This is a genomic window from Planomonospora corallina (assembly GCF_042650625.1).
Taxonomy (GTDB): Bacteria; Actinomycetota; Actinomycetes; order Streptosporangiales; family Streptosporangiaceae; genus Planomonospora_B; species Planomonospora_B corallina.
In genome coordinates this window covers 491,490-513,233 of sequence record NZ_JBHSBM010000017.1, presented here as the reverse complement: position 1 = coordinate 513,233, position 21,744 = coordinate 491,490, and the positions used below count along the sequence as shown (strand labels likewise).

General features: G+C 74.5%; 16 protein-coding genes and 1 pseudogene. 10 read left to right on the top strand and 7 right to left on the bottom strand.

Annotation, left to right across the window (positions count from 1 at the left end):
- Positions 1-36: 36 nt before the first annotated feature.
- Complete coding sequence (gene glnA, locus ACFOWE_RS15470; protein WP_377288219.1) at positions 37-1,398, bottom strand: type I glutamate--ammonia ligase; 1,362 nt, start codon at positions 1,396-1,398, stop codon at positions 37-39.
- A gap of 252 nt (positions 1,399-1,650) precedes the next feature.
- On the opposite strand from glnA, the gene ACFOWE_RS15465 reads away from it, so the two are divergent.
- Positions 1,651-2,640 carry a hypothetical protein gene (locus ACFOWE_RS15465; protein WP_377288217.1) on the top strand — a complete coding sequence of 330 codons (990 nt, stop codon included), beginning with the start codon at positions 1,651-1,653 and terminating at the stop codon, positions 2,638-2,640.
- Here ACFOWE_RS15465 and ACFOWE_RS15460 read toward each other — a convergent pair.
- Entirely contained in the window at positions 2,595-3,740 is a 1,146-nt protein-coding gene (locus ACFOWE_RS15460) for an ArsR/SmtB family transcription factor (RefSeq protein WP_377288215.1), read from the bottom strand. The two genes, ACFOWE_RS15465 and ACFOWE_RS15460, sit on opposite strands and share 46 nt — an antisense overlap.
- Positions 3,741-3,788: 48 nt before the next feature.
- On the opposite strand from ACFOWE_RS15460, the gene ACFOWE_RS15455 reads away from it, so the two are divergent.
- From ACFOWE_RS15455 to ACFOWE_RS15425, 7 genes are all read left to right on the top strand, one after another.
- Positions 3,789-5,000 (top strand): MDR family MFS transporter, encoded by a 1,212-nt coding sequence (locus ACFOWE_RS15455; RefSeq protein ID WP_377288213.1) that lies wholly within the window; start codon positions 3,789-3,791, stop codon positions 4,998-5,000.
- An 84-nt stretch (positions 5,001-5,084) separates the two neighbouring features.
- On the top strand, positions 5,085-6,410 hold the full coding sequence (locus ACFOWE_RS15450) for a sensor histidine kinase (protein ID WP_377288211.1): 1,326 nt from the start codon (positions 5,085-5,087) through the stop codon (positions 6,408-6,410).
- A gap of 164 nt (positions 6,411-6,574) precedes the next feature.
- Positions 6,575-8,050, top strand: coding sequence for a BTAD domain-containing putative transcriptional regulator (locus tag ACFOWE_RS15445; RefSeq protein ID WP_377288209.1), 1,476 nt, complete (start codon positions 6,575-6,577; stop codon positions 8,048-8,050).
- Between the two features lie 71 nt (positions 8,051-8,121).
- Positions 8,122-10,161 carry a sensor histidine kinase gene (locus ACFOWE_RS15440; RefSeq protein WP_377288207.1) on the top strand — a complete coding sequence of 680 codons (2,040 nt, stop codon included), beginning with the start codon at positions 8,122-8,124 and terminating at the stop codon, positions 10,159-10,161.
- 253 nt (positions 10,162-10,414) lie between these two features.
- Positions 10,415-10,687 (top strand): hypothetical protein, encoded by a 273-nt coding sequence (locus tag ACFOWE_RS15435; RefSeq protein ID WP_377288205.1) that lies wholly within the window; start codon positions 10,415-10,417, stop codon positions 10,685-10,687.
- 254 nt (positions 10,688-10,941) lie between these two features.
- Complete coding sequence (locus ACFOWE_RS15430) at positions 10,942-12,726, top strand: NAD+ synthase (RefSeq protein ID WP_377288203.1); 1,785 nt, start codon at positions 10,942-10,944, stop codon at positions 12,724-12,726.
- Positions 12,727-12,787: 61 nt separating this feature from the next.
- Positions 12,788-13,435, top strand: a complete 648-nt coding sequence (locus ACFOWE_RS15425) for a Uma2 family endonuclease (protein WP_377288201.1) — start codon at positions 12,788-12,790, stop codon at positions 13,433-13,435.
- 153 nt (positions 13,436-13,588) lie between these two features.
- Here ACFOWE_RS15425 and ACFOWE_RS15420 read toward each other — a convergent pair whose 3' ends face one another.
- The 3 genes from ACFOWE_RS15420 to ACFOWE_RS15410 form a co-directional block, all read right to left on the bottom strand.
- Positions 13,589-14,206 (bottom strand): TetR/AcrR family transcriptional regulator, encoded by a 618-nt coding sequence (locus ACFOWE_RS15420; RefSeq protein WP_377288199.1) that lies wholly within the window; start codon positions 14,204-14,206, stop codon positions 13,589-13,591.
- A 7-nt stretch (positions 14,207-14,213) separates the two neighbouring features.
- Positions 14,214-15,773 (bottom strand): MFS transporter, encoded by a 1,560-nt coding sequence (locus ACFOWE_RS15415; protein ID WP_377288197.1) that lies wholly within the window; start codon positions 15,771-15,773, stop codon positions 14,214-14,216.
- A 119-nt stretch (positions 15,774-15,892) separates the two neighbouring features.
- On the bottom strand, positions 15,893-17,146 hold the full coding sequence (locus ACFOWE_RS15410; protein ID WP_377288195.1) for an MFS transporter: 1,254 nt from the start codon (positions 17,144-17,146) through the stop codon (positions 15,893-15,895).
- A 169-nt stretch (positions 17,147-17,315) separates the two neighbouring features.
- On the opposite strand from ACFOWE_RS15410, the gene panB reads away from it, so the two are divergent.
- A complete protein-coding gene (panB, locus tag ACFOWE_RS15405; RefSeq protein ID WP_377288193.1) occupies positions 17,316-18,161 on the top strand; it encodes a 3-methyl-2-oxobutanoate hydroxymethyltransferase in 846 nt (281 codons plus the stop codon).
- Between the two features lie 162 nt (positions 18,162-18,323).
- Here panB and ACFOWE_RS15400 read toward each other — a convergent pair whose 3' ends face one another.
- Together ACFOWE_RS15400 and ACFOWE_RS15395 are read right to left on the bottom strand one after the other, a co-directional pair.
- Positions 18,324-19,289 carry a threonine/serine dehydratase gene (locus ACFOWE_RS15400; protein WP_377288191.1) on the bottom strand — a complete coding sequence of 322 codons (966 nt, stop codon included), beginning with the start codon at positions 19,287-19,289 and terminating at the stop codon, positions 18,324-18,326.
- A gap of 33 nt (positions 19,290-19,322) precedes the next feature.
- Positions 19,323-20,504 (bottom strand): trans-sulfuration enzyme family protein, encoded by a 1,182-nt coding sequence (locus ACFOWE_RS15395; RefSeq protein WP_377288189.1) that lies wholly within the window; start codon positions 20,502-20,504, stop codon positions 19,323-19,325.
- Positions 20,505-20,513: 9 nt separating this feature from the next.
- Here ACFOWE_RS15395 and ACFOWE_RS15390 point away from each other — a divergent pair.
- Positions 20,514-21,659, top strand: a pseudogene (locus tag ACFOWE_RS15390) (ATP-binding cassette domain-containing protein); the annotation flags it as partial.
- Between the last annotated feature and the right edge of the window lie 85 nt (positions 21,660-21,744).

The window sequence follows — 21,744 nt, the reverse complement described above, 5'->3', positions numbered from 1 at the left end:
CACGCGCTTCCGGCGAGCGCGTCGGAGCCCGGCCGGTCAGAGCACCGGCAGGTAGCGGCCGAGCTCGAACTCGGTGACCTGGCGACGGTAGTCGTTCCACTCGGAGCGCTTGTTGCGCAGGAAGTAGTCGAAGACGTGCTCGCCGAGGGTTTCGGCGACCAGCTCGCTGCGCTCCATGACCGCGATGGCCTCGTCCAGCGACTGCGGCAGCGGCGCGATGCCCAGCGCGCGGCGCTCGGCGCTGGTCAGGGCCCAGACGTCGTCCTCGGCTCCCGGGGGCATCTCGTAGCCCTCCTCGATGCCCTTCAGCCCGGCGGCGAGGATCACCGCGAAGGCCAGGTAGGGGTTGCAGGCCGAGTCGAGGGACCGGAACTCGATGCGGGTGGAGCCGCCCTTGTGCGGCTTGTACATCGGCACCCGGACCAGGGCCGAGCGGTTGTTGTGGCCCCAGCAGATGTAGCTGGGGGCCTCGCCGCCCTGGCCGGCGATGGCCTCGGCCCCGCCCCACAGGCGCTTGTAGGAGTTGACCCACTGGTTGCAGACCGCGGTGATCTCGGCGGCGTGCGTGAGCAGGCCCGCGATGAAGGAGCGGCCGACCTTGGAGAGCTGGTACTCGGCGCCGGGCTCGTAGAAGGCGTTGCGGTCGCCCTCGAACAGCGACATGTGGGTGTGCATGCCGGAGCCGGGGTGCTCGGTGAAGGGCTTGGGCATGAAGCTCGCCCAGATGCCCTGCTCCAGCGCGACCTCCTTCATGACCAGCCGGAAGGTCATGATGTTGTCGGCGGTGGTGAGCGCGTCGGCGTAGCGCAGGTCGATCTCCTGCTGGCCGGGGGCGCCCTCGTGGTGGCTGAACTCGACCGAGATGCCCATCGACTCCAGCATCATGATGGCGTTGCGCCGGAAGTCGTGGCCGGAGCTGTGCGGGGTGTGGTCGAAGTAGCCGCCCTCGTCGATCGGCTCGGGCCGCTCGCCGTCCCCCGGCCGGTTCTTCAGCAGGAAGAACTCGATCTCGGGATGGGTGTAGAAGCTGAAGCCCATGTCGGAGGCCTTGGCCAGGGTCCGCTTGAGCACCCAGCGCGGGTCGGCGTGCGAGGGGGAGCCGTCCGGCATGAGGATGTCGCAGAACATCCGGGCCGCGGCGGGGTTCTCACTGCGCCAGGGCAGGATCTGGAAGGTCGAGGGGTCGGGCTTGGCCAGCATGTCCGACTCGTAGACCCGGGCGAAGCCCTGGATCGCGGAGCCGTCGAACCCGATGCCCTCGGAGAAGGCCCCTTCGAGCTCGGCCGGGGCGATGGCCACCGACTTGAGGAACCCGAGGACGTCGGTGAACCACAGCCGGATGAACCGGATGTCGCGCTCCTCGAGAGTGCGGAGAACGAACTCCTGCTGGCGGTCCAATGCTTCTCCTCCGTTGCCGACGTGGCACGGCACGTCCGGTCGCGTCCCAGTCTGCCTGCCGCGTGTTTCGCACACGTTACGAGGAATGGCGGTGAGATGCAGCATCGGGACCGCCGCCGCCCCGGGTTCCACCCCTCCGTCAGGCCTTTCCCGCTTTCTTCCCGTCGCGCCTCCACGGAACCCGCGTGATCGCCTCACTACAGTGAGCGACCGGGAAAGAGACCGTGACGTTCCATCCGGGGGAAGACCACGATGCGCACCGAGCTCCACACCCCGCCCGGCGCGGACGCGCCGCTGGCCCCGCTCACCGAGCGGCTCGCGGCGATGTCGGCTCCCTGCCCCATGCATCCGTCGGTCCACCGGATCGAGGCCGCCCTCCTGGAGTGGTCCCGCCGCCTCGGGCTGGAGGTCGACCGGGGCGCGGGCGTGCACCGCGTGGCCGGGCGGGCGATGGCCCGGTGCGACACCGGCGCGGCCGCGCTGTTCGCGCGCTGGCTGGCCTGGCTGCTCCGGTTCCGCGAGGAGTCGGACGCCTACGCCGGGGTGCTCGCGGTGGCCGAGGGCTGCGAGCCGGGGCCGCGGACCGTGGAGCGGGCCTTCGCGTCCCTGTGGCGGGAGTGCTCCCCGGGCATGAGCCGGCAGTGGCGGGAGCGGTTCCTCGCCCACCTGACCGCCCAGCGGGCGGCCCTGCTCGACACCGGGCGGACCCGGGGGGCCACCGCCCGCGGGGCCGTACCGGCGGCGCGCTCCTCCTCGGGCCTTCGGGCGGGCTCCCGGCCGGACCTGCGGGCCGGTCCTCCCCCGGGCTCCTCCGTACCGGTCCGGCCCCGGGACCGGACCGCCTGCGGCCCCTGCCTGTTCGACGTGGTGGAGCCCTGCCTCGGCGTGGAGGTCCCCGCCCGGCTCGCCGGCGACCGCCGCTGGCTCGCGCTGACCGAGGCCGCCGGCGACGTGGCCGCCTGGTGCGACGGCCTGGCCTCCGGGTACGGCCGGGCGCCCGCGGAGGAGGTGGAGCGGCTCGTGGTGCGGATGGAGGAGCTGTGGACGGCCGCCCGGGCGGTCCCGGTGCTCGTGGAGCGCCACGGCCTCGGCCTGGCCACCGGCCGCGACGTGACCAGGGTGGCCTGCGTGTTCCTGACCCTCTCCCGGGCGCACCTGGAGCGGCTCCTGGAGACCCGCCCTCAGGAGGCCCGCGCTCAGGAGGCGCAGACCAGGGAGTCCCCGACCGGGGTGCGGCGGTAGACGACCTCGCGGCCGAGGCGGTGGCGGGTGACCAGGCCTCCGTCGGCGAGGACCGACAGGTGCTGGCTGACCGCGCCCGCGGTCAGCTCCATGCGCCGGGCCAGGGCCGAGGTGGTCGCCGGTTCGGCGAGCGCGGTGAGGATCTGCGCGCGGCTCCGGCCGATCAGGGCGGCCAGCGCGCCGGGCGCGGGCGGCGGGCCCGCGGTCCAGAGCGTGCCGACGCCGCTCGCCGGGTAGACGAGCATCGGCTGGTACGGCTCGACCATCACGGCCGTGTCCGGCCACCAGAAGGCGGTGGGCACGAGCACCAGTCCGTCCCCGCCCAGCGGCGCGGAGTACTCCCACTTGCGCACGACCGCGAGCCGGTCGCCGTTCCAGCTCACGTTCGGGTGCAGGTCGGCGAAGAGCGCCCGGGCGCCGCCCGCGGCCAGCTGCCGGGAGCGGCGCATCACCTCGCTCTCCAGCAGCGCGTGCACGCGGGGCCAGCAGTCGGCGAAGACCGTGTCCCAGTAGCGCGCCAGGGTGTCGGCGACGCGCGCCACCCCGGCCTCCGGGTCCGCCCGGAAGCGCTCGACGACCTCCGGGTCGGTCCCCTCCACCCAGCCCGCCTCGGCGGCGGCCCGCTCGGGCGGCGTGCGCCGTACCCGCTCCAGTTCGGCGGCGAAGTCGGGCATCGGCGTGTCGGGGGTGGGCGTGAGGAAGTCCACGAGGTAGCCGCGCCGCGGGACCAGCGCGAACAGCTCGGTCAGGTCGAGGCCGGCCAGGCGCGGCCGTACGGCGCGCAGCCAGGGCAGGTGCAGGGAGTGCCGGGCCGGGTCGCGGAGCGTGCGCAGGCTGGCCACCAGCTCCCACAGCGGCGAGAAGGCGAAGCGGATGCGGGCCACGTCGTCGGGAGCGAAGATCCACTCGACGTGGCAGGAGTTCTTCCGCACCCCGCAGGGGACCCCGGACCCGCCCGTCCCGGACGCGGCGGACTCCACCGCGGCGGACTCCACCGCGGCGGACTCCACCGCGGCGGCCCGCGAGCCTCCCCACCGCGCGCCTTCCGCCCCCGCGCCTCCGGGCGCGGCGTCGCCGCCCGTCCCCGACCTTTCAGTCATGGCTAAAAGGTTCGCACCCGCGGGGCTCTCTGTCCAACGCTGTTCTCCATGACGAGCACCACCCTCACCAGGAACTCCTTCCTCCAGTCCAAGGTCGGCGGGCTTCCCCGGGCGTTCTGGGCCCTGTGGGCCGGGACCCTGGTCAACCGCGTGGGCATGATGGTCGAGCCGTTCATCGGCGTGTACCTGACGCAGGCGCGCGGCATGTCCCTGGCCGCCGCGGGCACGGTGATGGCGGTGTTCGGGGCGGGCTCGCTGCTCTCGCAGCTGCTCGCGGGGTGGCTGGCCGACCGGTTCGGGCGGCGGGTCACGCTGACCGGCGGCATGGTCGCCACCGCGCTCACCATGGGGGCGCTGGGGGCGAGCACCTCGCTGCCCGCGATCGCGGCGGCGATGTTCGTGCTCGGCGTGGCGGTCGACGCCTACCGGCCCGCCTCCAACGCGCTGGTGGCCGACCTGGTCCCGCCCGAGGACCGGCCGCGCGCCTACGGTCTGCTTTTCTGGGCGATCAACCTGGGCTTCGCGGTCGCCATGGTCGCCGGCGGCTGGTTCGCCGAGGCCGGGTACGGCTGGATGTTCGGCGTCAACGCCACCACCGCGCTGGTCTTCGGCCTGCTGGTGTGGCGGGCGGTCCCGGAGACGCGCCCGGAGCCGGGCGAGCGGGCGGGCGGCGGGTTCGGGGCCGTGCTCTCCGACCGTCTGATGATCGCCTACCTCGCCATCTGGACGCTCGCCAGCCTGGTCTACGCCCAGGCGTACACCACCCTGCCGCTGGCCATGACCGGCGCCGGGCTCCCGCCCTCCGCCTACGGCCTGGTCATGGCGGTCAACGGCGTCCTGATCGTCGTCGTCCAGCCGCTGACCGGCGGCTGGTTCGGCAGGCGCGACCACAGCACCGTGCTGGCGGCCGGGTTCGCGGTGATCGGCGCCGGCTTCGCGCTGAACGCCTTCGTCTCCGGCACCGCCGGGTACGCGGCCACCGTGGCCGTCTGGACGCTGGGCGAGATCGCCACCGCGGGCATCCCGGGCGCCATCGTGGCCTCGCTCGCCCCCGAGCACCTGCGCGGGCGCTACTCCGGGATGTTCGGCTTCGCCTGGTCGGCGGGGACCATGCTGGCCCCGCTGCTCGGCTCCCGGCTGCTGGCGGCGGGCCCGGAGGTGCTCTGGCCGGTCGTCGGGGCGGTCGAGCTGGTGGCCGCCGCGGGGCTGCTCGCGATCGGCCCGGCGCTGCGCAGGCGGGCCCGCGCCGCCGCGCGTTGATCGATCGTTTATCCGTTTTGATTCGTTTGTCGTCCGCGCCGGTTAAGGTCCTGGGAAGTTCCGATTCGGGGGAAGGACCAGGTCATGGACGGGCCGGACCAGCCGTCCGCGACGGCGGGCTCCGCGGTGGCGCGCCTGCGGCGGCGGCTCCACGGCATGGACACGCTGATCACCCGCACGCTGGTCGGCGCGGGCATGGTCGGCGTGATCGGCGGCGTCTACGTCGCGGTGGGCGCCGCCTCCAGCCTGCTGCTGTCGGACGTGGACCGGATCGGCGGCCTGGTCGCCGCGCTCTGCGCGGGGGCGTTCTTCCAGCCGCTCCGCACGCTGCTCCAGCGCGCCGCCGACCGCCTGCTCTACGGGAGCAAGGGGGACCCGGTGGCGCTGGCCGCGGAGCTGCGGCGGCGCCTGCAGCGAGCCGACCCCGCCGAGGGCCTGCAGGTGGCCCTGGAGGTGCTGCGCGAGGGGCTCTCCGCCACCGGGGCGGCCGTGCGCTTCTCCTCCGGGCCCGCGGACCGGGCCTCCGGCGCGCCGCCGGAGGAGACGGTCGCGGGCGAGCTGCGCGGGGTGGTCAGGGAGGTGCCGCTGGCCTGGCACGGTGAGCCGGTCGGCCGTCTGCTCATCGGCCCGCCGGGGGCCCGGCGGCTGCCGGCCGCGCACAACGAGCGGGTCATCGCCGCGCTCACGCCGCACATCGCCGACGCCGCCCACGCGGTCCGGCTGGTCGGCGCGCTGCGGCGCTCACGCGAGCGGATCATCGCCACCCGCGAGGAGGAGCGCCGCCGCCTCCGCCGCGACCTGCACGACGGCCTCGGCCAGTCGCTCAGCGGCATGGCGATGTCCATCAACGCGGCCCGGATCTCCCTGCGCACCTCCCCCGAGACCGCCGAGCAGCTGCTGGAGAGCCTGCGCTCCGGCATGGACAGCGTCACCAGCGACATCCGGCACCTGGTGTACGGCCTGCGCCCGCCGGCCCTGGACGACCTCGGCCTGGCCGGCGCGATCCTCCAGATGGCCGGGCCCGGGGTCGGGGTGGAGGTCCGCGGCCACCTGGGCGACCTGCCGGCCGCCGTCGAGGTCGCCGCCTACCGGATCGTGCAGGAGGCGCTCACCAACGCGCGCAGGCACGCGCGGGCCGGGACCGTGCGGGTGGTGCTGGAGCGCGCCCCGGAGCGCGAGGGCCGCCTGGACGTCCGGGTGAGCGACGACGGGGTGGGCGTGCCCGCGGACCGGCGCTCCGGGGTCGGTCTGGCGTCGATGCGCGAACGCGCCGCCGAACTCGGCGGCACGTGCGTGATCACCTCGCCCCCGGAGGGCGGCACGGTGGTCGAGGCCGTCCTCCCGCTGGCCCTCGGCGGCGGCGCGGACCCGGCCGCGGCGGCCTCCGGCACGGGCGCGGGCGCGGCGTGAACCCCGCCCCGGGCGCGGGCGTGAACCCTGATCCGGCGCCGACCTGGGCGGCCGCGGGAGCGCCGGCGCGGCGTCCGCGCGATAACCGATTCCTTACGGCATGCGAACGATGGTGAATGTTGCCGTATTTCCCTAGCTCAGGTGCCCGTACTCTTACCACTGCGATGCTGACTTTCCGTTCCCTCGGACCGTTCCAGGCCTGCCACGGCGACGTGGCGCTCGACCTCGGCGGTCAACGCCAGATGGCGGTGCTCGCCCGGCTCCTCGTGGCCGGGGGCCGTGCCGTCCCGGTGAGCGTGCTCATCGACGAGCTCTGGCCCGGCGAGCCCCCCGCCCAGGCGCTGTCCACCATCCAGGGATACGTCTCGCGGCTGCGGCGCGTGCTGGAGCCCGGCCGCGCGCCCCGCGAGGAGGCGGCGGTGCTGGTCTCGGCCCCGCCGGGATACGCGCTGCGCGCCTCCACCGGTCAGGTCGACTCCTGGCGGTTCGAGAGCGCCGTCAAGGCGGACGGCGACCCGGCCGAGGTCTGGGAGCGCCTGGAGGAGGCGCTCTCCCTGTGGCGCGGGCCCGCCCTGGCCGAGTTCTCGGACCTGTCGTGGGCGGCGACCGAGGCCGGCCGCCTGGAGGAGCTGCGGCTGATCGCGGTCGAGCGCCGCGCCGGCGCGGGGCTGGCCCTGGGCCGCTCCTCCGCCCTGGTCGCCGACCTGGAGGCGCACGTGGCGGCCCATCCCCTCCGGGAGGAGGCCTGGCGGCTGCTCGCCCTGGCCCTCTACCGGAGCGGCCGGCAGGGCGACGCCCTGGGCGCGCTCCGCCGCGCCCGGGCGGTGCTCCGCGACGAGCTCGGCCTGGACCTCGGCGCCGTCCTGCAACGCCTGGAGTCGGACATGCTCGTCCAGGCGCCCCACCTGGACGAGCCCGGCCGGCCCGGGGAGAGCCTCCGGGGCACGGCCGCGGATCCGGTCCCGCCGGGGCCGGACCCGCAGACGCTGCGCGTCGTCGTGGTCGACGACCAGGCGCTGGTCCGCACCGGTCTGCGGGTGGTGCTGGAGAGCGAGCCGGGCTTCGAGCTCGCCGGAGAGGCGGAGAACGGCGAGCAGGCGATCGCGGTGGTCCGCGAGACCCGTCCGGACCTGGTGCTGATGGACATCCAGATGCCCCGGCTGGACGGCCTGACCGCCGCTCGCCGCATCCTCGCCGACGAGAACCCGCCGAAGGTGATCATGATGACCACGTTCGGCACGGACGACAACCTCTACTCCGCGCTGCGCGCCGGGGTGAGCGGCTTCGTGCTCAAGACTTCGGCCCCCGAGCGGCTCATCGTCGCGATGCGCGTCGCGCACGCCGGCGACGCGCTGATCGACCCGGCCGTCACCACGCGGCTGATCGCGGGCTTCGCGGGCCACGCCGACCCCGCCGCGCCGCCGGCGCTCGCCGGGCTCGGCGACGCCGAGCTGGACCTGATGAAGCTGATCGCCCGCGGGCTCACCAACCGGCAGATCGCGGCGACCCTGTCGGTCACCGAGACCTCCGTGACCGAGTCGGTGAACAAGATCCTCGACCACCTCGGGCTGTTCGACCGCGCGCAGCTCGTCGTCGCGGCCTACGAATCGGGCCTGGTCAACCCGGGCGACACGAGGTAGCGGTGCGGGCACAGGGGCCGGGGCCGCGAGGGCCGCGAGGGCACAGCGGCGTCGTCCCGGGCGTCGGCGGCGTGCCCCGCCGCGTCGTGGGCGCCGTCGTCCTCGACCTCCCGCGCCCGAACCCGGCGGTCGCGCTGCTGACCTCGCCGCGCAAGCTGGCCGCCGTCGCCTCCGCCGTGCTGTCCGTCGGGCTCATCGCCACCGCCGTCGTCGTGTACGGCGGCCTGCCGCCCGTCTGGGCGCGGGACCCGATCCTCTCGCCCGGTCTCGCCGCCGGGCTCACCTTCCCCCTGGTCGGCGCCTTCCTCCTGGTGCACGACGCCCGCCCGGTCACCGGCCGGCTGATGTGCGCCGGAGGCCTGATCTACTCGGCCGGCGTCCTCTCCACCGTGATGATGCTGCACGCCGCGTCCGCCGGGGAGCTCACGGCCGCCGCCTGCCTCCGCTGGGCCGGCGTCGTGGGCGAGGGCCTCGGCGGCCTGCTGCTGGCCGTCCTGCTCCCGCTCCACTCCCCCGACGGCCGCCTGCCGTCGGCGCGCTGGCGGCCCGTGGCGGTGCTGGCGGTGGTCGTGATGACCGCGCAGGCGGCCGTCCGCGTCCTGCGGCCCGCGCCCCGCCCGGACGGCTACCCCTACCCGCAGGTGATCCCCAACCCCCTCGCGGTGGAGGCGCTGCGCCCCGTCCACCACCCCCTGCAGGACGCCCTGGCCGGCGCGGTCAGCGTTCTGGTCGCCGCCACCGTGCTCTCCCTGGTCCTGCGCCTGCGCCGGGCCGACCCCGCCGGACGCCGCCAGATCGCCTGGCCGCTGACCGCCTTCGCCGTCTACACCTGCTTCCTGATCGCCGGGCCGGACTGGTGGCTCGCCGCCTCGGTCTCGGTCGGGCTGATCCCGGTGGCCATCGCCTTCGCCGTGCTGCGCTACCGGCTCTACGGCATCGACACCGTGATCAGCCGGGCCTTCGTGGCCGCCGGGCTGGTCGCCGCGGTCAGCGTCGTCTACTTCGGCGTGGGCGCCCTGGCCGGGCTCGCCCTGTCGGACTACGACCGGATCGGCGGCCTGGCCGCCGCGCTGTTCGCGGGCGCGTTCTTCCATCCGCTCCGCCGCCTGCTGCGACGCCTGGTCGACCGGCTCATGTACGGCACGCACGGCGACCCGGCCGTCCTGGCCGCCCGGCTGGCGCGGGAGGTCGGGCAGGCCGAGCCCGCGGGCGCGCTGGCCGCCGTCGCCTCCGTGATCCGCGACGGGCTCGGCGTCACCGGCGTCACGGTCGAGGTCCGCGGCCCCGGCCCCCGGACGGCGACGGTCGGGCTGCCGGGCCCCTCCCCCCGGGCGGTGCCGCTGGTCTGGCACGGTGAGCCGGTGGGCCGCCTGCTGCTGGGCCCGCCGGGCCCGCGCCGGTTCGCCGCGGCCCACAACGAGCGGCTGATCGCCGTGGCCACGCCGTACGCGGCCGACGTGGCCCACGCCGTACGGATGACCGCGGATCTGCAGCGCTCGCGCGAGCGCATCCTGTCCGCCCGCGAGGAGGAGCGCCGCCGCCTCCGCCGCGACCTGCACGACGGCCTCGGCCACGCGCTGACCGACATGGCCATGTCGATCAACATGGCGAGGATCAGCCTGCGCACCGCGCCCGCCTCGGCCGACCGGCTCCTGCTGGAGCTGCGCAGCGGCATGGACTCGGTCAGCCAGGAGATCCGGGAGCTGGTCTACGGCCTGCGCCCGCCGGCCCTGGACGAGCTGGGCCTGGCCGGCGCGATCCGGGCACTGGCCGCCGAGGCGGGCCCGCCGGTGACCGTGGAGGCCTCCGGCGACCTGGTGGAGCTGCCCGCCGCGGTGGAGGTGGCGGCCTACCGGATCGCGCAGGAGGCGCTGACCAACGTGCGCAAGCACGCCCGTGCCTCCGGCGCGACCGTGCGGCTGGGGCGCGAGGACGCGGCGCTGGTGGTGCGCGTCGGCGACGACGGGTGCGGCCTGCCCGAGGCGGCCCGTTCCGGCATCGGGCTGGTCTCGATGCGCGAGCGGGCCGCCGAGCTGGGCGGCAGCTGCGCGGTGGGCCCGGGCCCGGACGGCGGCACCGTCGTGGAGGCCGTCCTCCCCCTGCCCCGCTGACCTTCCGCCCCGCGGGGGAGGGCCGCGCGGGGAAGACGCGCCGGACGGGGCGCAAGGGTTGATCAATATGTTTACCGATCATGTCAATCAGTAGTTAGATCATCACGCTCCGTGTTTTCGATCGAGGAGGGCACGGGGAATCAAGCTGGCGTATGACGGTCCCGGCAGCATCGGAGACCTGTCATGCAGGCCCATCCGGGTGATCCATCCCATGCGCCGGCCCGGCCGGCGGAACAGAGAGGAAACATCCACTATGACCATGACGAAGCTGCGGCGTGCCCTGGTTGTCGCGGGAACCGCTACGGCCCTGGGTCTGGCCTGGCAGACCGCCGCCCTGGCCGGCGGCGGCACCAACTTCGAGCAGAACTCCAGCAGCGCCGGCAAGTTCGGCGCCTTCAACAACAGCGTCAAGTCGGGCGCCGACGGCCACGGCCACGGCGGCTCGGGCGTCTTCTTCAAGCAGTCGTTCAGCCAGGCCGGCCCGGCCGGCGCGAGCAGCAACACCACCTCCAGCGGCGCCAACTAGGCGCCGGCCGGCCCCGGGGCCCCGGTGACACGACCGGGGCCCCGGGGCCGGGGTGCGACGTGATCCCGGCGATCCCGCCGGGCGCTCCGGGCCGTGCGCGCCCGCGGTCCGGAGCGGTCTCCCTCCGGCAGGGCAGTGGCCGGGGGAGGCCCGGCCCCCCTCCCCCGCCGCGCCGGTCCCCGCGCCGGAGCCGGCGGCACGGCCGCCTCCCGCCCCGGAAACGGCCGCCTCCCGCCCCGGAATAGGGTGTGCACGTGGCTCAACTCCGAATCGCACTCGCCCAGACCAACCCCGTCGTCGGCGACCTGGCGGCCAACACCGGCAAGCTCGTCGAGTGGACCCGCCGCGCGGCCGGCCGCGGCGCGCACCTGGTGGTCTTCACCGAGATGTTCCTCACCGGCTACCCGGTCGAGGACCTGGTCCTGCGCACCTCCTTCGTGGAGGCGTCCATCGCCGCGGTCGACGCCGCGGCCCGGCGCCTGGCCGAAGAAGGACTCGGCGAGACCCCCGTGGTCGTCGGCTACGTCGACCGGGCGGACCTCGCCCCGCGGGTCGGGCAGCCCAAGGGCGCTCCGCTGAACGCGGTGGCGCTGCTGCACCGCGGCCGGGTGGTCACCAGGACCGCCAAGCACCACCTGCCGAACTACGGCGTCTTCGACGAGTACCGCTACTTCGTCCGCGGCGACCGGTTGCCGATCTTCCGGTTGCACGGCGTCGACGTAGCGATCGCGGTCTGCGAGGACCTGTGGCAGGACGGCGGGCCCGTCGCGGTGGCGGGCAGGGCGGGCGCCGGGCTGCTGGTCGTGCCGAACGCCTCGCCGTACGAGCGGGAGAAGGACGACGTGCGCCTGGAGCTGGCCGCCCGGCGGGCCCGGGAGGCCGGGTGCGCCCTGGCCTACGCCAACCAGGTCGGCGGCCAGGACGAGCTGGTCTTCGACGGCGACTCGCTCGTCGTCTCCGCCTCCGGGGAACTCGTCGCGCGGGCCGCGCGGTTCACCGAGGAGCTGCTCGTGGCCGACCTGGACCTGCCCGAGGGCACCGGACGGCTCGGCGCGCGCGACCAGGTGGACGCCGGGGACGGCACCCTCATCACGGCGGAGCGGCTGGAGCTGTCGTCCCGCCCGCTGGAGCCGTACGAGCCGGAGCCCGCGACGATCGCCCCGCACCTGGACGACGTCGCCGAGGTCTACGCGGCCCTGGTGCTGGGGGTGCGCGACTACGTCGCCAAGAACGGCTTCCGGTCGGTCATCCTCGGCCTGTCCGGCGGCATCGACTCGGCGCTGACCGCCACCATCGCCTCCGACGCGATCGGCCCCGACCGGGTCCACGTGGTGATGATGCCCTCGCGCTACTCCTCCGACCACTCCCTGAGCGACGCGCAGGAGCTGGTGGACCGGCAGGGGGTCAACGCCCGGACCGTGCCGATCGGCGGCATGGTGGACGCCTTCGAGAAGGAGCTCTCCCTGACCGGCCTGGCGGCGGAGAACCTCCAGGCCCGGGTCCGCGGCATGATCCTGATGAGCCTCTCCAACGAGCACGGCCACCTGGTGCTGACCACCGGGAACAAGAGCGAGCTGGCCACCGGCTACTCGACGCTCTACGGCGACTCCGCCGGCGGCTACGCGCCCATCAAGGACGTGCTCAAGACCCTGGTGTGGGAGCTGGCCCGCTGGCGCAACGCCCAGGCGGGCGTCGCCGACCACTTCCTGCACGGTTTCGCGGTCCCGCCGATCCCGGAGAACTCCATCACCAAGGAGCCCAGCGCCGAGCTCCGCCCCGGCCAGCGCGACACCGACTCCCTGCCGGAGTACGACGTGCTGGACCGGCTCCTGGACGACTACGTGGAGAAGGACATGGGCTCGGCCTCGCTGGTCGCCGCCGGGCACGACCCGGAGCTGGTCGCGCGGGTCATCCGCCTGGTCGACCTGGCCGAGTACAAGCGCCGCCAGTACCCGCCGGGCCCGAAGATCACTCCGAAGAACTTCGGCCGGGACCGCCGCCTGCCCATCACCAACCGCTGGCGGGAGAGCGCCCGCTGACGATCTCGACGTGACCGCTCCGCTCCTGGCCCACCGTGAACGGCGGTGCCAGACTGGCGGCATGGAAGGCGAGGAGCAGGAGATGAGCGCACTGCCCGATACGGAGCGGTCAGAGGCGGAGCCGCAGGAGCGGTATCGCTCGCTGATCCCGCTCCCGCGGCACCCCGGGGCCTACACCGTCGAGGACTGGCTGGCGCTCCCCGAGACCAGGGAACGCATCGAACTCATCGACGGGAGTCTCGTAGTGAGCCCTGCCCCCGCCACCGGCCACGCGCTCTGCGCCCAGCGGCTGGTCCGCATCCTCCTCGACTCCGCCCCGGACGACGTCGAGGTGGTGGAGGCGGCGAACGTGCGGGTCCGCGAGGAGGGGTTCATCCCGGACATCGTGGTCGCGTGGGCGGAGCCCATCCTCGCGAACGAGGTACTGCTGGACTCCGGTGACCTGCTCATGGCCGTCGAGATCGTCAGCCCCGGCAACCGGAAGCGCGACCACCTCGTCAAACCCTCGTCCTACGCCGCCGCGGGCGTGCCGGTGTTCATGCGGGTGGAGCTCCACGGGGAGGGCGTGCTGCCGCTCGTCGAGGTCTTCACCGCCAAGGAGGGCGAGTACGTCAAGATCGCGGCGGCGCGGGCGGGGCAGACGCTCTCCCTGACCGAGCCGTACGAGATCGCCTTCGACCCCGCCGTCCTCACCGGTCCCCGCCGCTGACGGCCCGGGTCCCGGCCGGCTCCGCACGGCGGGACCCGCCCGGCCGGAGCCGCCGGAGCCCGCGGACGCAGGTGACGGCCGGTGGGGGCCGCCCCGCTCGATGACCCGGCGGAGGCGGCCGGAGGGCCCGGAGGGAGGGCTCAGCGGGAGGGCTCAGCGGGGGGCGAGACCGGCCATGAGGTGGTCGAGGACGCGGCCGACGACGTCCTCGGAGTGCTCTCCGCCCTCTCCGAAGCCGGCGGACTTGACGTACCACATCATGGTGCCGACCACCATCGCCATCGCGACCGGGACGTCCAGGTCGGCGCGGAGCTCGCCGGACTCGACGCCGCGCCGGAGCAGGGCCGCCAGCGCCTCCTGCCGCGGCCGGATCGCCGCCTGGCGGATGCGCGCCACCAGGTGCGGGTGCCGGTCGGCCTCGTTCATCGCGATGTTCATCACGCACCGGCTCCGCACGTCGCCGGACTCGCGCTCGAGCATCTCCAGGTACACGACGAGGTTCTCCCGCACGGTCGGCGCCACCAGCGGGGGCGGCGGCGCCTTGAGCGTGGCGAGCGCGTCGACGACCAGGTCCTCCTTGTTCGACCAGCGCCGGTAGATCGTCGTCTTGCCGACGCCCGCGCGGGCGGCGACGGCCTCGATCGTCAGCTCGGAGAGGCTGACGCTCTCGCCGATCAGGTCGAGGGTCGCCTCGATGATGGCCTTCTCCGCCTTCGCGCTGCGCGGGCGGCCCGCGGGGCGGGCCGTCCGCGTCTCATCCGTGGTCGACATATCGGGCCTACACTACCGCCGGTTCCTTCTCCTCCTCGCGGCCCGCGCCGGTGGCGGGGGCCTGCCGGCCGGGCAGCCACCTGAGGGCCACCCCCGCCCCGGCCAGCGCGATCACGGCCGCGACCAGCGCGGTGACGTGCATGCCGTCCAGGAAGGCCCGCACGGCGGGCCCGACCAGCGCGGCGCCCCGCTCGCCGAGGGATCCGGCGACGGCCATCGTGCCGGGCAGGGACTCGCCGGCCTCGTGCCGCAGTTCCTCCGGCAGGCCCGCCAGCGCGGGGGTGATCCCGTCGCGGTAGGTGGCCGAGAGCAGCGAGCCGAGCAGCGCGACGCCGAGCGCGCCGGCGACCTGGCGGACGGTGTTGCTCATGGCCGAGCCGACGCCGGCCTTCTCGCGGGGCAGCGCCTCCATGATGGCGGTGGTCGCGGGCGGCATGATGGTGGCCATCGCCGCGCCCTGGACGAAGAACAGCACCTCCAGCGCCACGACCGGGGTGCCGGTGTCCACCAGCGCGTAGGCGGCGAGGGTGGCGGCCACCACGACCATGCTCGCGGTGGCGGTCCGCCTGCCGCCGAAGCGCGCGGTCAGCCGCTGGCTCAGCGGGGCGAAGACGAGCTGCGCGGCGGCGAACGGGATCATCAGGGCCCCGGCCTGCAGCGCGCTGTAGCCGAGCACGATCTGCAGGTGGAAGACCAGGAAGAACATCGCGCCCATCATCGCGAAGAAGACGATGCCGATCATGCCGACCGCGGTGGAGAAGCGGGCGTCGCGGAAGTAGGTGACGTCGAAGGCCGGGTGGTCGATGCGGCGCTCGTACCAGACGAAGGCCGCCAGCACGGCCGCGCCCAGGAGCACCGGGCCGAGGACCTCGACGTCGGCGACCGTGGCCAGCTCGCCGCCCCGGATGATGCCGTAGGTGAGCGCGACCAGCCCGATGACGGACAGGAGCACGCCGATCGGGTCGAGCCTCGACGGCCGGGGGTCGCGCGACTCGGGCACGGCCAGGGCGATGAGGACCATGCCGACCGCCACGATCGGCAGGTTGACCAGGAAGATCGAGCCCCACCAGAAGTGCTCGATGAGCAGGCCCCCGGTGATGGGGCCGATCGCCACGGCCAGGCCGACGCCGCCGGCCCAGACGCCGATCGCCTTGCCGCGCTCGGCGGGCGGGAAGACGTTGGAGATGATCGCCAGCGTGGCGGGCATGATCGCGGCGCCGCCGACGCCCATGAAGGCCCGGGCGGCGATCAGCTGCATCGGGTCCTGGGCGTAGGCGCCGGCCAGCGAGGCCAGGGCGAACAGGACCATGCCGATCATCAGCATGCGCTTGCGCCCCGTCCGGTCGCCGATCACCCCGAAGGTGAACAGCAGGCCGGCGAAGACGAGCGTGTAGGAGTTGATCGCCCACTCCAGCTCGCCCTGGGTGGCGCCCAGCCCCTTCACCGGGTCGGCGATCGTCTTGAGCGCGACGTTGAGGATGGTGTTGTCGAGGACGACCACCAGGAGGCTGAAGACCAGCACTCCCAGGATCTGCCACCGTCTTGGGTGGCCCGGTTCCCGCTCCATGGGAGACCCCCGTTTTTCGATACGCTTCAGTTTCGCAACGGGATCGTATCGTTAGTGGTTTCGATACGCAACGGTCTCGTTTCGTATTACTGCGCCGAGGCCCGCTGCGCCGCCGAGGCTCACTGCGCCGCCGAGGCCGCCGCCTCCCGGTCCCCGCCCTTCCCCGGCTCCCGCGGGCCCGCGTCCGCCCCCGACCGCCGCCAGAACGGCAGGGCCAGCAGCACCATCGCCACGCCGACCAGACCGGCGACGGCGAACGCCCAGCCGGGGCCGGGACCGTCGATGACCGCGCCGGCGAGGGGGGCGGAGACGGCCCCGCCCACCAGGAGCGCGGTGCCGTGCAGGCCCATCGCCTCCCCCCGCGCCCGGGCCGGCACCCAGCGGCTGAGCGTCTCCACCGTGGAGGACAGGCCCGGGGCGCAGAGCAGCCCGGCCGGGAGCAGCGCCACGACCAGCCAGCGCCAGTCGTCGCCGACCAGCCCGACCGGGACGGTGAACAGGCCCATCGCGCCGATCAGGAGCAGCGGGGAGAATCCCCGGGGCAGCCCGCCGTACACGAAGCCGCCGACCAGCGAGTACAAGCACCAGACGCCGATCGCCAGGCCCGTCCACGCCGTGTCGCCCGCGTTCTTCATGGCCGCCACCAGGGACAGCTCGCCGGCGGTCAGCACGAAGGTGGCGGCCGCGGCGGTGCCGAGCAGGGTGACCAGGGACGGGGTCAGCCACATCCGCCGGGGAAGCCGCCCGCCGGCCCCGCCGCCCTCGCCCGCGGCGTCCTCCTCGGCGGCGTCCTCCTCTGCGGAGCGGAGCGGCGGGTTCAGCAGCAGGAGCGCCGTGCCCGAGCCGACCAGGCCGCCCGCCACGATGCCCATCGCGGCGCCGCTGCCCAGCGCGGTCATCCCGGCCACCCCGAGGGCGGGCCCGGCCATGTAGGAGAGCTCGACCAGCATCGAGTCGAGGGAGAAGGCGATCCGGCGCTGCTCCACCGGGACCAGCGCCGCCAGGCACTGGCGGACGACGCTGAAGACCGGCAGGCCCAGCAGGCCCGCCGGCACGGCGGCGGCCAGGAGCACCGGGAACGGCATGGCCCACGCCGTGGCCCAGAACAGCGCCTGCGCCGCGGTGGTCACCAGCAGCACCGGGCGCAGGCCGTAGGAGTCGGCGAACCGCCCGGCCAGCGGCGACCCGAGGGCCATGCCCACCGTGCAGGCCGCGGTCACCAGGCCCGCCTTCGTGAAGCCGAGGCCCATGCTCTCGGCCACGTGCAGGGTGAGCGTGATGTTCACCGCGGTGGTCGGGATCCTCGCGAGCAGTCCCACCACCAGCAACGTCCGGACACCCGGAAGGGCCAGCAGGCGACGGTAAGGCTCCATTGCCATTTTCGTTGCTTACCTCCGTCCTGCATTGTGCCGTACGGACCCGACCTCTCCACCACCGGATTACCGGCGGGTCAAGGGGTGTTTAACCGAGCGGGCGCATGCCATCATCGAAGACGTCCGGGGACGCCACAGGGGCGCCTCGAGACCACCAGGAGGCTTTCCCATGTCCTCTTCCGCGACCGTCCCGGGCTCCGCTCTCTACGGCGGGCAGTCAGGGCGCAGGATCACCGTGCGCGACATCGCCGCCGCCAAGGAACGCGGTGAGAAGTGGCCGATGGTCACCGCGTACGACGCGATGACCGCCCGGATCTTCGACGAGGCGGGCATCCCCGTCCTGCTCGTCGGCGACTCGGCCGCCATGGTCGTCTACGGCTACGACTCGACGCTGCCGGTCTCCGTCGACGACCTCATGCCGCTGACCGCCGCGGTGGTCCGCGGCTCGTCCCGGGCGCTGGTCGTCGCCGACCTGCCGTTCGGCTCCTACCAGGCCTCGCCCCAGCAGGCCCTGGAGACGGCCGTGCGGTTCATGAAGGAGGCCGGCGCCCACGCGGTCAAGCTGGAGGGCGGGCGCCGGGTGCTGCCCCAGGTCGAGGCCCTGGTCTCGGCCGGCATCCCGGTCATGGCCCACCTCGGCCTGACCCCGCAGTCGGTCAACGTCTTCGGCGGCTACCGGGTGCAGGGCCGCGGCCAGTCCGGTGACGAGCTGATGGCCGACGCGAAGGACCTGCAGGCCGCCGGGGCCTTCTCCGTGGTGCTGGAGTGCGTCCCCGCCGACCTGGCCGAGCGGGTCACCACCTCCCTGTCGATCCCCACGATCGGCATCGGCGCCGGTCCGGCCACCGACGCCCAGGTCCTCGTCTGGCAGGACCTGATGGGCCTCACCGCCCGCCCGGCCAAGTTCGTCAAGAAGTACTCCAACCTGGCCGAGGAGATGGACCGCGCGGTCCGCGCCTTCGCCGACGAGGTGACCGGCGGGACCTTCCCCTCCGCCGAGCACGTCTACCACTGATCCCATCGGCCGCGGCCGTGCCGGAGCCCCGTGGACACCGGGCGCCGGCGCGGCCGCGGCGTGTCCGGGGCATGCCGTCGCCCGGCGTGGCCGCGGCCCGGATCCGGGCCGCGGCGGAGGAAGGGGCCGGATCGGGGCGGGGCAGGGCGGAGGCGGCCGCCGTCAGGCGAGCGTGGCGGGGTCGGTGTTGGCGCCGCAGACGACGACGGCCACCCGCTCCCCGGGAGCCGGGACGTAGGCGCCGCAGCGCAGCGCCGCGAGGGCGGCGGCCCCCGCGTGCTCGGCGGCGACCCGCCAGGATCTCCACAGCTCGCGCCTGGCCTCGACGATGGCCTCGTCGGTGACCAGGACGCTCTCGACCCCGGCGGCGCTGGTGACGCCGTAGGCGATGCGGCCGATCCGGCTGGCGCCGAGCGCGTCGGCCCCCACCCCGCTCACCTCGACCCGGACCGGGCCGCCCTCGGCCAGGGCGCGGTTCAGGGTCGGGATCAGCTCCGGCTCCACGGCCACGACCCGGGCCCGGCCGCCGAGCGCGGCCGTGACCCCCGCGACCAGCCCGCCGCCGCCCACCGCGACCAGGACCGTGTCCACTCCCCCGGTCTGCGCCAGCAGCTCCAGCCCGACCGTGCCCTGCCCGGCCACCACCTCGGGCTGGTCGTAGGCGTGGATCTCCAGCGCGCCGGTCTCCGCGGCCCGTTTGGCCGACGCCTCGTAGGCCTCGGCGTAGATCGAGCCGGTCTGGGTGACCTGCGCGCCCAGTGCCCGCAGGCCGGCGACCTTCACCGGGCTCGACACCGTCGGCACGAAGATCTCGGCCCGCACGCCCAGCGCCCGGGCGACGTGCGCCACCGCCAGGCCGTGGTTGCCGCCGCTGGCCGCGATCACCCCCGCCTCCGGCAGCTCCCCGGCCTCCCGTGCCGCCAGGACGCGGTTGAACCCGCCCCTGACCTTGAACGAGCCGGTGTGCTGCGTGCCCTCCAGCTTCAGCAGCAGCCCCGGCGACGCCTCCAGCACCGGGGTACGGCGGGCATGCCCGGCGATCCGCGCCGCGGCCCGCTCCACGTCGTCGACCGTCACGCTCACCAGCGGCTCCCCCTCGTCCACGTCCCGGCTCCCACGCTCACCCACGGCCCGTCCTCATCCGCTCCCCGGCCCTCTCGCTCATCCCTGGCTCGCCTCGATCGCCTGGGCGAAGTCGGCCCACAGGTCCTCGACGTGCTCGATGCCGACCGCCACCCGGACGGTCCCCTCGCCGATCCCGTGCCGGGCCAGCTCCTGGGCGGTCAGCGACTTGTGGGAGGTGGTCGCCGGGTGCAGGACGAGCGTCTCCACGCCGCCGAGCGAGGGGGCCAGCAGCGCCAGCCTGATCGAGCTCATGAACCGCTCCCCCGCCGGGCGCCCGCCGGCGAGGTCGAAGGAGAAGACCCCGCCGAAGTCCGGCAGCAGCTTGGCCGCCAGCGCGTGCGACGGGTGCGAGGGCAGGCCCGGCCAGTGCACGGCCGCGACCGCGGGGTGGGCGTCCAGGCGGAGCGCCAGCTCGCGGGTGTTGGCGCAGTGCCGCTCCATGCGCAGCGCCAGGGTCTGCATGCCGCGCAGGGTCAGCCAGGCGGCGAACGGGTCGGCGGTCGCGCCCAGGCTCGTGGCGAACTTCCACACCTTCCGGTACAGCCCGTCGTCGGCGAAGACCGCGATGCCGCCGAGCACGTCGCTGTGGCCGCTGAGGTACTTGGTCGTGGAGTGGACCACGACGTCGGCGCCGTGCTCGATCGGCCGGCACAGCACCGGCGAGGCGAAGGTGTTGTCCACCACCGAGAGCAGGCCCGCCTCCCGCGCGGCGGCGCACATCCCCGGCAGGTCCGCCACCTGGGTCACGGGGTTGGCGATGGTCTCCAGGTAGACCAGCTTCGTGGCGGGCCGTACGGCGGCGCGCAGCGCGGCGGGGTCGTCCTCGGGGACGTAGGAGACCTCGACGCCGAACCGGGCGGTCAGGTCGTTGAGCATCGCGGCGGTGCCGCCGTAGATCGCCTTCTGCGCGATCACGTGGTCGCCGGGCCGGAGCAGGCCGAGCAGCACGGAGTTGATCGCGCCCATGCCGGAGCCGGTCGCCACGGCGGCGACGCCGCCCTCGAGGCCGGCGACGGCCTCCTCCAGCGCGCGCACCGTCGGGTTCGACAGCCGGCCGTAGACGAACGCCTCGGGGCTGTTCATGCCGGCGGCGAAGACGGCGGGGTCGTCGAAGGCGAAACCGGAGGTCTGGTAGAGCGGCACCGCGATCGGCCGGCTGCCGTTCAGCGGCGGCTGGGGAAGACGGACGGTGCGGGTCTCCGGGCGCAGCTCAGTCATGTGTCAACGATGTCCGCTCAGGCGAGGCGTGGCCAGATCCAATCACCACGATTGGTCCGATATCCCATCCAACCTAACCGAACCGGATTCCCTTCCCACCCGGCGGGCGCGCCGATGCCCACCGGGGCCGTCACCGGCCCCGCCGGACCTCGACATCGTGAATTTCTCACTGTGACCGGACGCGGCCGCGCTCCAGGATCTATGAGCATGACGACGGTCCAGGTGGACGGGCTCTGCAAGAGGTACGGGGAGTTCCAGGCGGTGCGGGACGTCTCCTTCGCCGCCGGGGAGGGCGAGGTCCTCGCCCTGCTCGGGCGGAACGGCGCGGGCAAGACGACGACGGTGGAGGTGCTGGCCGGTTTCCGGCGGCCCGACGCCGGGACCGTGCGGGTGCTCGGGCTCGACCCGGTGAAGGACCGCGTCCGGTTGCGCAGGCGCGTCGGGATCATGCTCCAGGAGGCGGGTTTCTTCCCCGACCTGACGGTGGCGCGGACCGTGGACTCCTGGCGGGACTTCGTCTCCGCGCCCCGCCCCCGCGGCGAGGCGCTGGAGCCCGCCGGCCTGGGCGCGAAGGCGGACACGAAGGTGCGCCAGCTCTCCGGCGGCGAGAAGCGCCGCCTGGACCTGGCGCTCGTCGCGCTGCTCCGGCTGGAGTCCGACATCGAGGTGGTCGCCGAGGTCGTCCGGGGCGACGAGATGGTCCCGGCGGCGGTGCGGGCCCGGCCGGACGTGGCGGTCCTGGACATCGACCTGCCGGGTGTCGACGGCATCACGGCCTCGGTGGAGCTGCGGGAGCGGCTGCCCGGCTGCCGCGTCCTGGTCCTCACCGCGCTGGGCAGGCCCGGCCAGGTCCGCCGGGCGCCGGCCTGCGGGATCGAGGCGTTCCTGGTCAAGGACGCCCCCGGGGACCGGCCGGCCGACGCGATCCGCCGCACCGCGCGGGGCCTGCGGGTGCTCGACCCGGAGCTGGTCGCCGCCGCCATGGAGTACGGCGCCGGCCCGCTGACCGCGCGGGAGCGCGAGGTGCTCGCCGAGGCGGCGCGCGGCGCCTCGGCTGAGGAGATCGCCGCCCGGCTGCACCTGTCGGCCGGGACCGTGCGCAACTACCTGACGAACGCCGTCACCAAGACCGGGGCCCGCAACAAGGTCGACGCCATCCGCATCGCCGAGGACGCCGGCTGGATCCGACCCGGCGCGCGGAGGGTCCGTGCGGCGCCCGCCGTACACGCCGCGGACCCCG

Bases quoted from the DNA above. Each gene is read 5' to 3' on its own strand.
- ACFOWE_RS15395 (WP_377288189.1), bottom strand. From the start codon at position 20,504: ATGACTGAGCTGCGCCCGGAGACCCGCACCGTCCGTCTTCCCCAGCCG.
- panB (WP_377288193.1), top strand. From the start codon at position 17,316: ATGTCCTCTTCCGCGACCGTCCCGGGCTCCGCTCTCTACGGCGGGCAG.
- ACFOWE_RS15435 (WP_377288205.1), top strand. From the start codon at position 10,415: ATGACCATGACGAAGCTGCGGCGTGCCCTGGTTGTCGCGGGAACCGCT.
- ACFOWE_RS15465 (WP_377288217.1), top strand. From the start codon at position 1,651: ATGCGCACCGAGCTCCACACCCCGCCCGGCGCGGACGCGCCGCTGGCC.
- ACFOWE_RS15450 (WP_377288211.1), top strand. From the start codon at position 5,085: ATGGACGGGCCGGACCAGCCGTCCGCGACGGCGGGCTCCGCGGTGGCG.
- ACFOWE_RS15410 (WP_377288195.1), bottom strand. From the start codon at position 17,146: ATGGAGCCTTACCGTCGCCTGCTGGCCCTTCCGGGTGTCCGGACGTTG.
- ACFOWE_RS15455 (WP_377288213.1), top strand. From the start codon at position 3,789: ATGACGAGCACCACCCTCACCAGGAACTCCTTCCTCCAGTCCAAGGTC.
- ACFOWE_RS15460 (WP_377288215.1), bottom strand. From the start codon at position 3,740: ATGACTGAAAGGTCGGGGACGGGCGGCGACGCCGCGCCCGGAGGCGCG.
- ACFOWE_RS15445 (WP_377288209.1), top strand. From the start codon at position 6,575: ATGCTGACTTTCCGTTCCCTCGGACCGTTCCAGGCCTGCCACGGCGAC.
- ACFOWE_RS15415 (WP_377288197.1), bottom strand. From the start codon at position 15,773: ATGGAGCGGGAACCGGGCCACCCAAGACGGTGGCAGATCCTGGGAGTG.
- ACFOWE_RS15425 (WP_377288201.1), top strand. From the start codon at position 12,788: ATGGAAGGCGAGGAGCAGGAGATGAGCGCACTGCCCGATACGGAGCGG.
- ACFOWE_RS15420 (WP_377288199.1), bottom strand. From the start codon at position 14,206: ATGTCGACCACGGATGAGACGCGGACGGCCCGCCCCGCGGGCCGCCCG.